Below are 14,581 nucleotides of genomic sequence, written 5' to 3' on the forward strand. Positions count from 1 at the left end.
GAAAGACCCTACTAAGATAAGCGATAAAGCAATACGACTGGCATACATCCTCTCGTAGGGGAGGGGGTATACCAGTCGTCTTGTCTTAGGAGGTCATGATCACTCCGTGTGTAGTGTTACTGTCTATTCTGTCGCTTGCGCTCGGTCTCATCAAGGATGATCTTACGCATACGCATCGAGACGGGCGTCACCTCGACATATTCGTCGGGGCGGATATACTCCAGCGCGTCCTCAAGGCTGAAGACTACGGGAGGAGCCAATGATACCTTATCATCGCTACCCGAAGCACGCATATTCGTCAGCTTCTTGCTCTTGCAGACATTGACGGCGAGGTCACCTTCCTTCGTGTGCTCACCGACGACCTGACCAGCGTAGACTTCTTCCTGTGGAGCGATGAAGAAGCGACCACGGCTCTGGAGGTTGTTGAGAGCATAGGCGTAGGCCGTCCCGGTCTCGAGAGCAATGATCGAGCCGTTGTTACGACGCTCGATGTCGCCCTTCCATGGCTGATACTCGAGGAAGCGGTGGGCAAGGACAGCTTCACCAGCCGAAGCGGTGAGGACGTAGTTGTTGAGCCCGATGATACCGCGTGAAGGGATGTGGAATTCGAGGAACGTACGGTCACCCTTCGTCTCCATCATCGTCATCTCACCCTTGCGGCGCGTGACGACGTCGATGATCTTGCTCGCAGACTCCTCGGGGAGGTTCACCGTGAGAAGCTCTATGGGTTCGTGGGGGGCGCCGTCGATCTCGTGGATGATGACCTGAGGCTGACCGACCTGCAGCTCGTAGCCTTCGCGGCGCATGGTCTCGATGAGGACAGAGAGGTGGAGGACGCCACGGCCGTAGACGATCCAGCTGTCTGCGGTCTCTGCAGGCTCGATGCGCAGGGCAAGGTTCTTATCCAGCTCCTTCATTAGGCGATCGTGGATGTGGCGGGAGGTGACGAACTTCCCTTCGCGCCCATAGAAGGGCGAGTTGTTGATGGTGAAGAGCATGCTCATCGTAGGCTCATCGACAGCGATGGTCTCGAGCGCTTCGGGCGTAGCTACGTCCGTGAGGGTCTCACCGATCTCAAAGCCTTCGATACCGACCAGTGCACAGATGTCGCCCGAAGAGACGCTATCGACCTTCGTTCGGCCAAGACCTTCGAAGATATTGACCTCCTTGATACGCATCTTTGCGATCGAGCCATCACGCTTGCAGAGGGCTACTTCCTGCCCTTCGCTGAAGGTACCACGGTGTACGCGACCTACGGCGATACGGCCGACATAGGAAGAGTAGTCCAGAGAGGTGATAAGCATCTGTGCTGGGCCTTCGATCTGCGTGGGAGCGGGGATTTGCTCGAGGATGGTATCCAATAGGGTGGTGATATCTTCGGTAGGCTGCTTGTAGTCCTTGCTCATCCAGCCCTGCTTGGCCGAGCCATAGATGGTCTCGAAGTCAAGCTGCTCTTCGCTGGCGTTGAGGCTAAACATCAGGTCGAAGACCATATCCTGTACCTCTTCGGGGCGGCAGTTGGGCTTGTCGACCTTGTTGATGACTACGATGGGCTTCAGTCCCATCTCGATGGCCTTCTGCAGGACGAAGCGCGTCTGAGGCATAGGGCCTTCGAAGGCATCGACAAGAAGCAGGCAACCATCGGCGAGGTTGAGTACGCGCTCTACTTCGCCACCGAAGTCGGCGTGGCCTGGGGTGTCGATGATGTTGATCTTGACGTCCTTATAGCGGATGCTGACATTCTTGGAGAGGATGGTGATCCCACGCTCACGCTCGAGATCATTGTTATCGAGGTACGTATCTACTTCGGCAGCCTTATCATCTCTGAAGAGCTTACCGGCTAAAAGCATCTTATCTACCAGCGTCGTCTTACCATGGTCGACGTGAGCGATAATTGCTATGTTGCGAATGTCTTGCATCTGTTTCTTATAAGTTCATCTATTACGGGCACAAAGGTAGTCAATAATGCGCACTTATGGGGGGATTTCTGCTTCTCGGCGCATAGTTTTTTGCGGGTGAAGCACTCATCTCTCCTCACGAAAGACCTTGCTTTCTCTCCCAGTAAATCGGCTATCGACATTGCTCGCAAAATGACTTCATGCTGTGGATAGGAGGTGATAGTATTGAGGGGACTTTGCGACCAGTACTGCTCGGCGAATGGACCAGTACTGGTCACATATATGAACCAGTACTACTTCGCGCTTCAACCAGTACTGGTCACTTCGCTGACCAGTACTACTTCGATTTTCCTTTTCGAAAGGAGGCGACTAACACGCACTACAGTAGGTAGATAATATGGTATAAGGCTGACTCCCCGAAATCGGGAGTCAGCCTTATAGCATGATGTAGGAGATGAAGGTCCCTATAGGAGGGGGGCAAAGAGGCGCATGAAAGATTCTGCAAAGCGGACCATTCGCCCACGCTGCTCCCACTCCTCGTAGGTAAGGAGGTGGCAGGAGGTCTTGTCTTGGTCGAAGAGCGTACGCAGGCGCTTAGCTGTCCCCGAGTCGTAGATGATCCCTGAGATCTCGAAGTTGTGCTCCAGGCTACGGAAGTCCATGTTGGCTGAGCCGATAGTCGCTATCTGATCGTCAACGAGAAGGAGTTTAGAGTGGAGGAAGCCGTCGGTATATTGGTAGATCTTTACCCCTGCTTCAAGGAGCTGTGTGAGGTAAGAGTTAGCAGCGAAGGTTGTCAGGCGCGAGTCCGTCTTGAGAGGGAGCATCAGCTCGACCTTTACACCCGCAAGAGCTGCCGTGATAAGAGCATTGTTGAGATTTTCTGTCGGGAGGAAGTAGGGCGTCTGGATGCAGATGCTATGGCTGGCTCGCGAGATCATATAGATGATCGCTTGCTCGATAGTGCGCCAGTGGCTAATCGGGCCACCTTGGACGAACTGAACCGAAGGAGAATACTCGTTCGGCTCAGTCGCAGGATCAAAGTAGCGGTCTACGTTGATGACCTTGCGTGAGACGGCATACCAGTCGATGAGGAAGGAGCTTTGGAGACCAGCTACGGCTACCCCCGTGATGCGGAAGTGGGTATCACGCCAGCGTCCGAGTTCTGAGCCCGTAAGGTAGCGCTGGGCGAAGTTCATCCCGCCGACATAGCCGATGGAGCCGTCGATGACGACGATCTTGCGGTGATTACGATAGTTCACCGTGGTGGAGAGAAGAGGGAAGGCCACACGCATAAAAGCGTAGACCTGGATCCCCGCACGTCGCAGGCGCTTCCAGTAGGAGGAGGGGACGTTGTATGAGCCGAGGTGGTCGTAGATGATGCGGATGGTGACGCCTTCCTCGACCTTGCGAAGGAGGATGTCCGTAAGGCGGTCGAGTACGTCGTCTGCCCCGAAGATATAGGCTTGCAGGTGGATGTATTCCTCGGCTTGCTCCAGGTCTGCGAAGAGAGCTTCGTACATGTCCGCTCCCCAGGCATAGATATCGAGGGACTGGAGCTGGAGGAGGGGGCTGTCGGAGTTTCGCTCAACGAGCTCGATGAGTCGCTGGTGTTCTTCTGTGGCTTGCCGCTTCTTCAGCAGATGCTTAGGGAGGGAGAGTCGCTGCGGCTTGAGCATGAGTCTCCGGTAGAAGCGGCGGTTGATGCTATTCAGACGCTTCTGGTCTTGGCCGAAGACGATATATACCATGATCCCAAAGACGGGGATGAGCCCGACGATGAGGATCCATGCAGAGGCCTTGAGCGGATTGCGGTTCTCACTGAGTACCGTCCCGATGACCCCTAATACCGTCAGTGTATAGGCAATGATAAGCCAAGAGGAGAGCTCCATAGCGAGGTGTGGAGTTAGTTGGTGACGAGGAGCTTGTCCTGTCGAGAGAGTCGCTGTACGTGGTAGCTGCGTAGAGGGCTTCGTGCTGGGCCTGAGAGTGGGCGACCCGTCCCAGAGAGCAGGTCGAAGTGGCTCTTGCACTTGGGACAGCGTAGCTCAAGCCCCGAGAGCTGGAGTTGAGTCCAAGGTGCCGGCTCGACGGGACAGGCCAAGTCGAAGGCATAGTACTCTTCGCGGTCTATGGCATGGACTATGGCCAGGCCTGCGAGTCCTGCACGCATCGATGCGATGGTAGAGTGTGGGATGAGAGCTATTCCCCCAGGGGAGAGTAGCGTGCGATACTGCGAGAGTTGCAGTGGTACCTCATAGTATACCGAAGTCTTGGGGAGCGGTGTCTCGGTGGTGGAGGTACAGGAAAAAAAGAGTAGCCCCACACAGAGCAATAGCAGGTACTTGCTCATATCGGTGGGGCTACGAGGGAGCTAGTAGTTGTAAGGGATCATAGTGAGCATCTCCGCGAGCTTCTCTACCCCGTCATTGAGCTTGCTCCCAATCATCTTCCGCATAAAGAAATTGAGGTCAGCACGGAGGGTGAGGCGTAGACGCGTATCCCCTGGTGCAGGCTCGAGGAGCTGGATCCAGAGGGTCAGGTCGATGGGAGACTGCTCGGTCGCCAGCTTGATCGTACCCTCGGGCTCTCGCTCGATGATACGGAGCACGAGACGCCCAGCCCCAGGGACGACGAAGGCGCATCTATCACTATCGATAGGCTCGATGGTGATCTTCTCACGTGCTTCTTCGGGGAGACGGTCTTGGATATTAGCCAGGCCACTCAGGTCTGAGAGTCGCTGGTATACTCGGGTACGAGGTGCGGCGATAGCCTTGATAGAGCTTACGTAGTCGGACATGAATTAGTCGGATGATGGGATAATGGTGCGGGGCTTACTTCTTTCCGGTCCAAGCGGCAGGATCCTTGCGCCACTCCTTGAGGAGGACTTCGTCGTCAGCCGAGATGTAGCCCGTAGCGAGTGCTTGGCGGATGACGGCATCATAGCAACTGAGGGTCACGAGGCGGACGTCAGCCTCAGCGAAGGCCTGCTCTGCCTGAGGGAAGCCATGCGTGTAGACTGCGACCATACCGAGGACAGAGCATCCTGCACGACGAATAGCATCCACAGCCTTTAGGCTGCTACCACCAGTGGAGATGAGGTCTTCTACGACGAGTACACGGCTTCCTGCGGGTAGCTCGCCTTCGATCTGATTACCCATACCGTGGTCCTTAGCTACGGGGCGGATGTAGACGAAAGGGAGACCTAGCAGGTCGGCGACGAGAGCACCCTGAGCGATAGCCCCAGTAGCAACTCCAGCGACGACGTCGGGAGCATCGAACTCACGGCGGATAGCTTCGGCAAGCTCCGTCTTGATCAGCGTGCGTACCTCAGGGTAGGAGAGGGTGACACGGTTGTCACAGTAGATAGGAGACTTCCAGCCAGAGGCCCAGGTGAAGGGAGAGTCGGGCTGAAGTTTTACAGCCTTTACCTGAAGGAGAGCTTCGGCGATACGTTCTTGGGTGGTGATAGCGCTCATGGGGATTGTTCTTTTATAGGAGTGAGTTAGATCTGTAGGAGGAAGGGATCGGCATCAGCCCAGACGGGGAATTTCTGCCGAAGGTCTTGAAGGGGAGCGTAGTCGAGTGTCGTTGTGATGACAGCCTCTACTCCTTCTTCAGCCTCGATAAGAGCCTTGCCACGAGGGTCAATGATGACAGAGTCGCCCGAATAGACGAGGTGGTTAGGATCTTCGCCTACACGGTTGACGCCGATGACGTAGCTGAGATTCTCCATAGCACGGGCACGAAGGAGGGTACGGAAGACCTCACGACGCGGGCGTGGCCAGTTGGCTACAGCGATGATAAGGTCATATTCGTTCGACACATTGCGACACCACACGGGGAAGCGCAGGTCGTAGCAGATGATGGGGAGGATGTGCCAGCCCTTGAATGTGAAGATGGATCGGCTGGTAGCAGAGCTGACGAATTTCTTCTCCCCTCCAGGAGCGAAGAGGTGACGCTTTGCCTGGAGCTGTACCTTCCCATCGGGCTCAATGAGGAAGAAGAGATTATGTATGACTCCCTTGACCTCACTGAGGTAGCTCCCAGCGAGAGCGACATTGTACTCGTGAGAGAGTCGGAGGAGAGTCTGGTAGACTTCGCCTTGCTCTCGGTCTGCAAGCTTCGCTGCTTCGCTTGAGAAGCCCGTAGTAATCGTCTCGGGGAAGACGATGAGATCGCTCGTCGCAGCATGATCTCGGATAAGGCTCTCGATGAGCTGGAGGTTAGCCGAGACATCATTCCAGTGGATACTGCACTGTACTGCGCTGACTCGTAGGGGAGCAGGGAAGCTATTTGCCATAAGACTTAGGGAGTGAATTGCTCGGGATACTTTGCCTGGGACTTATCGTATCGACTACGTATCGTCGCCAGATCTTGCTCCATATCGCCTGTGGGGTAGAAGACCTCGAATATACCGAGCTCCTTCTTGCCGTAGTCAATGACGGCGAGCTCGATGGGAAGGCCTGCTGCAACGGCAATATGGTAGAAGCCACTCTTCCACTTCTCTCCTCGAGAGCGTGTACCCTCGGGGGTGATAGCAAGGTGAATCTGCCCCTTCTGTCGGAGCTGCTCTTGCAGACGCTCCACGGTCTGGGTGCGCTCCTTACGATTGACGGGAATACCACCTAAGGCTCGGAAGATAGAGCCTAAGGGGAAGAAGAACCAGTCGCTCTTCATCAGGAAGCCTGAGTGGAAGCCAGCGGCCCAAGAATAGAGAAGCCCGAGGGGAAAGTCGTAGTTGCTGGTGTGTGGAGCGACGCAGATGACACTCCCTTCAGGCTGCTTGCCAGGGTGGGGGATGACCTTCCATCCAAAGAGACGAAGCAGGCTCTGAGCTATTTTCTTACGCAATTGTATAGGGATACTATGGGATGAAGTCGAGCGCTATAGACCTTCGACGAAGTCGTCTAGACGCTCTGAGAAGCTCGCGAGGTTCGTGATGATGTAGTGACGAAGGTCTCTGTAGTAGGCCTTCACGAGCTGAGGGTTATGCTTGCCGCTGGGGTGGGTGACGCGGCGGAGACTGTCGTCGGTGAAGACCATGATGTCGTCCATCAGGTCTTCGATCTCAGCCTGCATCGCTTCGCTCCCAGAGACGGCACGGATGATAAGAGCCTCGTCAAAGAGGCGCATGACCTCTGCGATGATCTCTTTCTTCAGGGTTCTTTGACTTGCCATAATGGTAGAGTATGTGAGGAGAGATACCCCTCATATAGGGCAAAGATATGGATTATAGGCTTAGCTTGCCCCCTTCTCTTGCTCACTCTTCTCCGTGAGCTTAGGATTGAAGGTCGGTAGCTGGATATGCAGGACGACTGCAAGCACTCGGAAAATGAACACTGAGATGGCGGATATGAACTGCACCCACTCGATGGGTAGGCTTGAGTAGCGCCCCATGAGGACATAGATGATCGATCCAAGGACGCAGGCCGAAGCATAGAAGTCTGTACGGAAGATCAGGGGTGTTTCGTTGATCAGTACGTCGCGCAGAAGCCCTCCGAAAGAGCCGGTGACTGTCCCCATGATGACAGCAACCCACCAGGGGAAGCCTGCGGCATAGGACTTCGCTACACCTACGACCACGAAGAGTCCGAGGCCGATGGCGTCAAAGACGAAGAGGGAGTGATTGAGGCGGACAACTTGGCGTCGGAAGATGATCGTGAAGATAAGTCCGAGAGCCGTGATGATCAGATAGGATGGTTGGATGAGCCAGAACGGCTTGATATCTAAAAGGATGTCACGTATCGTACCACCTCCGACAGCAGTCACGAAGCCCACAACGTAGGCTCCGAACCAGTCTAGCCCCTTCCCCGCTGCGAGACGGATACCACTGATGGCAAAGGCCAGTGTGCCGAGGTAATCACACCAATTGACAAAGTCATTGACATCAACAAGATGAGCAAACTTCATAGCCCGTGATCTCCTTGCTTATTAGTAGGATTCTGCATCAGAGGGGAAGCTACGCTCCTTGACTGCGGTGATATAAGCCCCTGCTGCCTGCTTGATTTCCTCTCCGAGTGAGGCAAAGCGGCGGAGAAACTTTGGGGTGAAGCGGTCTTCCATACCGAGCATATCCTGTGAGACGAGGACTTGTCCATCGACACCGCTACCAGCTCCGATACCGATGACGGGGATCTGCAGGGCCTGAGCTACACGTGCCGCGACAGAGGCGGGTACCTTCTCAAGTACTACAGCGCAGCAACCAGCACGCTCCAGCCCGAGAGCTTCTTCGAAGAGCTTGTCTGCGGCAGCACCTTCTTTACCCTGAAGTCCATAGCCTCCGAGCTGATGTACAGATTGAGGTGTGAGACCAAGGTGACCAACGACGGGAATACCTGCCGCTGTGAACTGGCTGATTGTACTGAATAGGTGCGTACCTCCCTCAAGCTTGACGGCATCTGCACCCGTCTCCTTCATGATGCGGATAGCCGAAGCGAGAGCGGTCTCAGGACTGATCTGATAGCTCCCGAAGGGCATGTCTACGACGACAAAGGCGCGCTGGACTCCACGGACTACACAGGCACCATGGTAGATCATCTGATCGAGAGTAATAGGTAGGGTCGTGGTATGGCCTGCCATCACATTGGCAGCAGAGTCTCCGACGAGGAGGATATCTATACCAGCAGCGTCGAGGAGACGTGCCATCGTATAGTCGTATGCTGTGAGCATCGAGATTGGCTCACCCTGAGCCTTCATAGCTGCCAGACGGAGGGTCGTCACCTTCTTCGTCTCGGCTTGGTGTTGAGACACTTCTTTATTGATATAAATTGAGGGGTAAGCCACCACCCTAATCCCTGGAACGGGATAGGGTGGTGGCCTCTGTGATTATACTTCTGTGGATATAGAGAGTCCGAGAGTAGCACTATGTACTACTCCCATTCGATGGTGCTGGGTGGCTTGGAGGAGATATCGTAGACGACACGGTTCACCCCACGTACCTTGTTGATGATCTCATTGGAGACCTTAGCCAGGAACTCATAGGGGAGGTGAGCCCAGTCTGCGCTCATCGCATCCGTGCTGGTCACAGCGCGTAGTGCGATGGTGTACTCATAGGTACGCTCATCACCCATGACACCGACAGAGCGGATGGGGAGGAGGATCGCACCAGCCTGCCATACATTGTCGTACAGCTCCCACTCGCGCATCATCGACATATAGATGTCGTCAGCATTCTGGAGGATCTCGATCTTCTCAGCCGTGATCTCGCCGAGGATACGGATACCTAAGCCGGGACCAGGGAAGGGCTGGCGCTTGATGAGGTGAGGCTGCATACCCATCTCAAGACCTACGCGACGCACCTCATCCTTGAAGAGGAGGCGAAGTGGCTCTACAAGACGGAGCTTCATACGCTCGGGGAGCCCACCGACATTGTGATGGCTCTTGATGACCGTACCCGTGATGCTGAGGGATTCGATGACGTCAGGATAAATGGTCCCCTGGCCAAGCCACTTAATGTCCTTGAGCTTGTGTGCCTCTTCATCGAAGACCTCGATGAAGCCACGACCGATGATCTTACGCTTCTCTTCGGGATCAGTGACACCTTGGAGAGCTGAGAGGAACTTATCTCGTGCGTTGACGCCGATGACATTGAGACCTAAGTGCTCATAGTCACGCAGGACATTCTCGTATTCGTTCTTACGCAGGAGCCCATGGTCGACGAAGATACACGTGAGGTTCTTGCCGATCGCCTTGTGGAGGAGGACTGCTGTCACAGAGGAGTCGACACCGCCCGAGAGAGCCAAGATGACCTTGTCATCCCCCAGCTGGGCACGAAGCTCAGCCACGGTGCTCTCAACGAAAGAGGCTGGAGACCAGTTGCCACGGATACCCGTTACTTTGAGGAAGTTATCAAGGATCTTGAGACCTTCTTCAGAGTGGAATGCTTCAGGATGGAACTGGACCCCCCAGGTACGCTCGCCATCAATACGGAAGGCTGCTGCCTCTACGTCCTCAGTGCTGGCGATGATACGGAAGCCCTTAGGGAGCGTGGTGATGGTGTCACCGTGGGACATCCAGACGATACCGCCAGGTGTGATACCCTCGAGGAGCTTATCATTCTCGTGGCGTAGCGTGAGGTGTGCACGACCATACTCACGGCTATCGCAGGGCTCTACCTTACCACCAGCTTGGTGAACGAGGCTCTGTGCTCCATAGCAAATACCGAGTATGGGGAGACGCCCACGCAGGGCGGATAGGTCGGTGCGGAAGGCTGCTTCGTCGTAGACCGAGTAGGGACTTCCTGAGAGGATGATCCCTGCGATGCCCGTAAGATCTTCGGGTACCTTATTGTAGGGTACGATCTCGCAATAGGTGTTCAGTTCGCGGAGTCTACGGCCTATGAGCTGTGTTGTCTGCGAGCCAAAGTCGAGGATGAGTATCTTCTCCTGCATAGTTACTGATGGCTTTCTTATTTATAAGTGGTAAGACCAATTCAAGACAAAGATACGAATTGTGGGAGACTCTGCTGATAGCGCTCGTATACTCGTAGTTTTATCTCGTAGAAAAGAGACATTCCCATAGGAGGCCGCCGATTCGGAATCCTATAGGAATGTCTTGTGGTGAGGGTAAGCTTCTAAGACGGCTGTCTATCCAAACGATAGCTACCATCAGCCTGCGGTACAGCGCGGACGAGCCACTTGTGTCGCTCGCCTCCGCCATCGGAGTAGCTGACCTCGAAGACTCCAGAGGCGGAGCTGGGGCGCACGCTTAGGCTACTACACCAGCTGGGGTCAAAGTCTACATTATCAATGAGGGTGTCGAAGAATCCACTCTCGACCTCGCCCACCGAAGCCAAGCCCTCATAATACTGCTGTATGGTGGCCTTAGTGCAGTAGCGGTCACGCAGAGCCTTGAGTTCAGCTTCGAGCTCGGGCTTCATCGCAAGGTAGTGAGAGATGTAGCACTCGTAGAAGGAGCGAATGAAGTTGATCGGGCTCGTCATATCTACGCTTTTAGTCCCTGTAAAGGGATTGCTACGGAGCTTATCCCCGTACTCGGAGTGATGCCACTCGGGGGTGATGAAGTCAATGAGATACTTATCTCCAGACTTCAGTAGATGGAGAGGAATAGCACGATAGCTTTCTCCACTACCAAAGCTTACCTGATACCAGTCTTGACCGAGGGCACGTACTTGCAGGCTCCCTTCGCTACCAGATGCAAGGTCTTGGGCACGGATAAATGGATCCGAGTCGGTGAGTGCTCTTACGCGCTCCAGCTTAGCCTTAGCCTCTGGTGTGGCATTAGCTAAGATGAGAGAGTCCATCTGAGCAGGTTCATACATACGGTCAAAGGAACGAATGTACTCAGTGTAGAAGCGCTTGAGCATAGCTTCGGGGCTCTCGGTACGCTGCTTCTGGACTGTGGTGGTTTGCTTTTGTTTGGTGCGCTTTTGTGCGCAGCTTGTAGTGGGAGTAGTGAGCCCTAAAAAGATAAGCAGGCTCCATGTGAGTAATGACTTAGACATAATAATGTGGTGATATGGTTAGATGGAGGGGAGAAACAAAGCCCCTCTCATAGTGACAACGCACAGAGTGCTATGCGCGGTATGCTTTGTCTCTGCCTATGGATTGCCAGGGGCAGAGTATTGCCTCGAGGAGGTCAATCAGAATGAAGAGCCCGACACCCATGAGACTCAGTAGCGCTATCCCAGCGTACATGTCTAGGTAGTCAATGCGCATCCAGGCATCGGATATATAGTAGCCAAGCCCCTCGGTCGTGCCGTATGTCTCGGTAACAAAGAGCACGGAGATAGCTGTGCCGATAGCTATGCGTAGTGCAGATAGTGCTGCGGGGAGGGCTGCGGGGAGGAGGAGGTGACGAAGGAGTCCCCAAGTGCTCGCACCGAGCGAGCGAGTTACAGCAAAATGCTCCTCGGGAATCGCAAGCAGGGCATCTCGCATTGATACGGCTAGCTGGAAGAGTATGATTAGCACGATCATCACCACCTTCGTTGCCTCCCCAAGGCCACCCAGGAGCATGACTACGGGGAGGAGGGCTAGCTTAGGTATGGGGTAGGTGAAGTAGATGAAGGTAGATAGGATGCGCCCTACTCGAGGATAGAGGATCATCGAGAGGGAGAGGATGGCTGAGAGTATGGTCGCGATGAGTATACCCCAGCCGATGCGCTGCAGGCTCATCAAGGTGTGAGCAAGAAGGTCAGACCCATTGAGGTGAGCCATATGGGTATAGACCGCCCATGGGGCAGGTAAGACTTCGCTACGGATAAGTAGGTAGCCTGCCAGCCAGAGAGCGTGCAAGATAGTGGCTCCAAGTAGGAGCTGCAGGAGGTGACGGCTAAAGGACTTCATCTAAGTGGCGTAGTTCTTCCTCCAGCATACTTGCGGTAGCTCCTCGGTGGTCAGCGAGGAGGGTTCCTGGCTTTCCTCCGATGAGTAGGGTGCGCTCCGATAACGTCGTTGCCTCTACGGGGCTATGGGTGACGCAAAGGGTGGGGGTAGGATAGCGCTGCCACAGCTCGAGGAAGAGCTGACGAGAGCGACTTGCCGTCGCTACATCGAGGGCTGAGAATGCTTCGTCGAGGAGAAGTAGATCCGGCTTCATGATGAAGGCACGCGCAAGGGCTACACGCTGGCACTGACCTCCACTTAGTTCGCTGGGGTAGCGGTCTAAGAGATCGGTAAGCGATAGAGTCGTGAGAATCTCCTCTTGCAGGTCGGATGAGACGATACGTTTGCCGAGTGCAGCTGGCAGGTGTATGTTCTCTCTTACTGTCTTCCAGGGGAAGAGCCCATATTGCTGGGGGACGAGTGCAATCTGATGGGTACGGGGGCTGAGTGGTACGCCCGAGAGTTGCAGCGTTCCCTTGCTCGGGCGGATAATCCCCGCTAAGGCGTGTAAGAGGCTGGACTTCCCGCTTCCCGATGGCCCGATGATCGTCACGATCTCTTTCCCCAAACTGAAGCTCACATCCCTGAGTGCAGTCGTCACTTCACGGCGCTCGCTATAGCGTACGCTTAGGTCGGAGACATATAGTAGAGGCTCGGACATAGAGGGGGATGTGATAGAGGAGTGGTGAGCTACTCCGCGATGATTGGGCGGATCAGCCCCTCTGCCGTGTAGCTCTCAGGTACGAGCTTTTTAGCCTTCATCCAGCTAAGGATGGGCTGAAAGTCCTCTGACTTAGGTGCGGTGACCTCAGCATAGGTGGGGAGGGGAATCTGCGAGGCAAGATCCTTGGATACACCGAGGAGCTGCTCTACGGCGGCAGACCAGTCCTTTCGGGGATGCTGGGCCATGTAGGCGACGGCCTTGTTGTATCCCTCGATGAAAGCCTTCACTGCGGCTGACTTCTTCGTGAGTGCTTCGTCTTGGAAGAGAAGCCCCGTGATGCCCACCGTGAGTCCATTAGGTACGTCAATAGCTACCAGACCCTTGGATGCTCCGATCGTAGCGAAGGGCTCTGGGAGAATAGCGGCATCCAGCTCACCCGAGCTGAGCATCTCTAAGCGAATGGGGATCTTCTGCACCTCTACACGTGTGTAGGGTAGCGGCTTGCCCTTAGCATCCACGAGGGCACGCTCGGTAGCATAGTCGATAAGCGTATTGGAGGATAGACCGATATGCTTGCCTCGCAGGTCGGAGATCGCGTCGAGCTCCTTATTGCGCCCGAAGACCAGACGGAAGCCCCCTTGACAAGCGATGGGAAGAGATACCTTCAGCCCCTTGGAATGTAGGAGCATGGCTCCCATATAGTCCGTGACTGAGGCATCTACGGAGCCCGTCTGCAGTGCAGCATCACGCTCCATGGGGGAGGCAAAGCGCACGATCTCTATGGGATGAGTGAAGAAGCCCTGCTGCTCAGCTACTGCTATCGGTAGGTAGTCAATAGAGGGCATCACCCCGATGCATAGGTGAGTGCTATCTGTGGGGTTGCTCTTCCCCTTTTGCGAACAAGCGCCAGAGAGGAACATAGCCCCTGTGATGAGCGCCATACCGAGCGCGAGGAAAATCCCCGTGCGCAGCGATCGTTTCATATCTATTCCTTCGAATTGAGTTTCTTACGCTCCAGTGCTGCGAAGTAGCGGCAGTAGGGAGCTAATCCACAGGTCGTACACTGAGGCTTGCGGGCTGTACATACATAGCGTCCATGCAAGATAAGCCAGTGGTGCGCCTTGGGAATGAGGTGCTCGGGGATATACTTGATGAGGGTGAGCTCCGTCTCGAGAGGTGTCTTGGAATTGGTCGTCAGTCCGATGCGGTTAGATACACGGAAGACGTGTGTATCGACTGCCATCGTAGGGCGGTTATAGATGACCGAAGCGATTACGTTGGCCGTCTTGCGCCCGACACCTGGGAGCTTCATCAGCTCCTCACGCTCCTCAGGGACTTCGCCCTGATAGTCTGCGACGAGCCGCTGAGCCATAGCTACAAGGTAACCAGCCTTAGCGCGGGGATAGCTAACGCTCCGCACGAGCTCAAAGATGTCCTCCACCTCAGCTCGTGCCATGATTTCGGCTGTCGGATACTGTCGGAAGAGGCGTGGAGTGATCATATTCACCCGCTTGTCCGTGCATTGGGCTGAGAGAATCACAGCCACCAGCAGCTCAAAGGGAGTGGTGTAGTGTAGCTCAGTTTCAGCCACAGGCATATGCTCTTCAAACCATCCGATGACGGCTTCGTATCGCTCTTTACGCGTCACAGCTCGTAGTTACTCTTTGTGT

The 14,581-nt window shown here is 54.9% G+C and carries 16 protein-coding genes; all 16 read right to left on the reverse strand.

Features of this window, described 5'->3' with window-relative positions; translation table 11 throughout:
- Positions 1-116: 116 nt before the first annotated feature.
- The 16 genes from typA to nth all read right to left on the reverse strand — a co-directional run bounded on the left by typA (position 117) and on the right by nth (position 14,559).
- On the reverse strand, positions 117-1,919 hold the full coding sequence (gene typA / locus KO088_RS01460) for a translational GTPase TypA (protein WP_215493054.1): 1,803 nt from the start codon (positions 1,917-1,919) through the stop codon (positions 117-119).
- Between the two features lie 443 nt (positions 1,920-2,362).
- Complete coding sequence (gene cls / locus KO088_RS01465) at positions 2,363-3,790, reverse strand: cardiolipin synthase (RefSeq protein ID WP_215493055.1); 1,428 nt, start codon at positions 3,788-3,790, stop codon at positions 2,363-2,365.
- Between the two features lie 14 nt (positions 3,791-3,804).
- Positions 3,805-4,251 carry a Rieske (2Fe-2S) protein gene (locus KO088_RS01470; protein ID WP_215493056.1) on the reverse strand — a complete coding sequence of 149 codons (447 nt, stop codon included), beginning with the start codon at positions 4,249-4,251 and terminating at the stop codon, positions 3,805-3,807.
- A 21-nt stretch (positions 4,252-4,272) separates the two neighbouring features.
- A complete protein-coding gene (locus KO088_RS01475) occupies positions 4,273-4,698 on the reverse strand; it encodes an SRPBCC family protein (RefSeq protein ID WP_215493057.1) in 426 nt (141 codons plus the stop codon).
- Between the two features lie 34 nt (positions 4,699-4,732).
- The gene (gene pyrE / locus KO088_RS01480) at positions 4,733-5,377 is read right to left on the reverse strand and encodes an orotate phosphoribosyltransferase (RefSeq protein WP_215493059.1); all 645 of its coding nucleotides are present in this window, start codon (positions 5,375-5,377) and stop codon (positions 4,733-4,735) included.
- Between the two features lie 26 nt (positions 5,378-5,403).
- A complete protein-coding gene (locus tag KO088_RS01485) occupies positions 5,404-6,201 on the reverse strand; it encodes a nitrilase-related carbon-nitrogen hydrolase (RefSeq protein ID WP_215493060.1) in 798 nt (265 codons plus the stop codon).
- Positions 6,202-6,206: 5 nt separating this feature from the next.
- Positions 6,207-6,752: a 1-acyl-sn-glycerol-3-phosphate acyltransferase gene (locus KO088_RS01490; RefSeq protein WP_215493061.1), complete on the reverse strand. Its 546-nt coding sequence runs from the start codon at positions 6,750-6,752 to the stop codon at positions 6,207-6,209.
- A gap of 33 nt (positions 6,753-6,785) precedes the next feature.
- Positions 6,786-7,079: a hypothetical protein gene (locus KO088_RS01495; protein WP_215493062.1), complete on the reverse strand. Its 294-nt coding sequence runs from the start codon at positions 7,077-7,079 to the stop codon at positions 6,786-6,788.
- 60 nt (positions 7,080-7,139) lie between these two features.
- A complete protein-coding gene (locus tag KO088_RS01500; protein WP_215493063.1) occupies positions 7,140-7,811 on the reverse strand; it encodes a trimeric intracellular cation channel family protein in 672 nt (223 codons plus the stop codon).
- 21 nt (positions 7,812-7,832) lie between these two features.
- Positions 7,833-8,651 carry a 3-methyl-2-oxobutanoate hydroxymethyltransferase gene (gene panB, locus KO088_RS01505; RefSeq protein ID WP_215493064.1) on the reverse strand — a complete coding sequence of 273 codons (819 nt, stop codon included), beginning with the start codon at positions 8,649-8,651 and terminating at the stop codon, positions 7,833-7,835.
- Positions 8,652-8,770: 119 nt separating this feature from the next.
- Entirely contained in the window at positions 8,771-10,291 is a 1,521-nt protein-coding gene (guaA, locus tag KO088_RS01510) for a glutamine-hydrolyzing GMP synthase (protein ID WP_215493065.1), read from the reverse strand.
- 182 nt (positions 10,292-10,473) lie between these two features.
- Positions 10,474-11,364, reverse strand: coding sequence for a YqhG/Tai3 family protein (locus KO088_RS01515; RefSeq protein WP_215493066.1), 891 nt, complete (start codon positions 11,362-11,364; stop codon positions 10,474-10,476).
- A 70-nt stretch (positions 11,365-11,434) separates the two neighbouring features.
- Complete coding sequence (locus KO088_RS01520) at positions 11,435-12,208, reverse strand: ABC transporter permease (protein WP_215493067.1); 774 nt, start codon at positions 12,206-12,208, stop codon at positions 11,435-11,437.
- Positions 12,195-12,908, reverse strand: a complete 714-nt coding sequence (locus KO088_RS01525) for an ABC transporter ATP-binding protein (protein WP_215493068.1) — start codon at positions 12,906-12,908, stop codon at positions 12,195-12,197. The genes KO088_RS01520 and KO088_RS01525 overlap by 14 nt, the downstream gene beginning before the upstream one ends.
- Before the next feature lie 29 nt (positions 12,909-12,937).
- Positions 12,938-13,894 carry an ABC transporter substrate-binding protein gene (locus tag KO088_RS01530; RefSeq protein WP_215493069.1) on the reverse strand — a complete coding sequence of 319 codons (957 nt, stop codon included), beginning with the start codon at positions 13,892-13,894 and terminating at the stop codon, positions 12,938-12,940.
- A gap of 2 nt (positions 13,895-13,896) precedes the next feature.
- Positions 13,897-14,559, reverse strand: coding sequence for an endonuclease III (gene nth / locus KO088_RS01535; protein ID WP_215493070.1), 663 nt, complete (start codon positions 14,557-14,559; stop codon positions 13,897-13,899).
- Between the last annotated feature and the right edge of the window lie 22 nt (positions 14,560-14,581).

The organism is Porphyromonas bobii (genome assembly GCF_943169685.1).
Taxonomy (GTDB): Bacteria; Bacteroidota; Bacteroidia; order Bacteroidales; family Porphyromonadaceae; genus Porphyromonas; species Porphyromonas pasteri.